The organism is Variovorax sp. P4_B10 (assembly GCF_056402375.1).
In genome coordinates this window covers 1-928 of sequence record NZ_JBFUHN010000181.1, presented here as the reverse complement: position 1 = coordinate 928, position 928 = coordinate 1, and the positions used below count along the sequence as shown (strand labels likewise).

The following is a 928-nucleotide window of genomic DNA, read 5'->3' as shown; positions in this document are numbered from 1 at the left end:
GGCCGAATGGCTGGCCGAGGAAGCTATCGAGCGCTTGTTCCTGCCGTACATCGCGCTGAACAACCTCAGTGAGCTGTGGTCGCAGCGCGGCGAGCCGCTGGTGATGCTGCGAGAAGTCATCACCGCGGGCGAACAGCTCAGGATCACGCCTGCGATCCGTCGCATGTTTGCTCGGCACCCGCAGGCGCGGCTGCACAACCACTACGGCCCGACCGAAACGCATGTGGTCAGCGCGCACACCTTGAGCGGGCCACCCGGGCAGTGGGACGACCTGCCGCCGATCGGCCGGCCGATCGGCAACAGCCGCATCTATCTGCTCGACGCGCAACGCAGGCCGGTGCCCGTGGGTGTTGCCGCCGAGCTGTACCTGGGCGGGGTGCAGGTTGCGCGTGGGTATCTGGCGCAGCCCGAACTCACCGAGGCGCGGTTCCTCGTCGACCCGTTCGGTGACGGCCGCGAGGGGGCGCGCATGTACAGGAGCGGCGACCTGGGCCGCTGGCGCGCTGACGGCAGCATCGAGTACCTGGGGCGCAACGACGACCAGGTCAAGGTTCGAGGCTACCGGATCGAGCTGGGCGAGATCGAGGCGCAGCTGGCGCGTGTCGAAGGGGTACGCGAAGCGGCGGTGATCGCACGCGAGGATCGATTGGTCGCGTACCTGGTCGGAACGCCTGCGCTCGATGTTGCGCAAACGCGCGTGCAGTTGAGCAAGCACCTGCCGGCGTACATGGTGCCGGTGGCCTATATCGTGATGGAAGCGCTGCCGCTGACGCCGAACGGCAAGCTCGACCGCAAGGCGCTGCCTGCGCCCGAGGGCGAGGCGTTCGGCCAGCGCGCTTATGAAGAACCGCAGGGCGAGGTCGAACAGTCCCTGGCCGCAATCTGGTCGCAGCTGCTGAATCTGGTCGCAGCTGCTGGGCGTGCAGCG

Annotated in this window: 1 protein-coding gene; it reads left to right on the top strand. The window is 67.9% G+C overall.

Annotation, left to right across the window (positions count from 1 at the left end):
• Positions 1–928 (top strand): AMP-binding protein (locus AC1DXX_RS33345; RefSeq protein WP_478138475.1); only part of this gene is annotated, 928 nt, incomplete at both ends.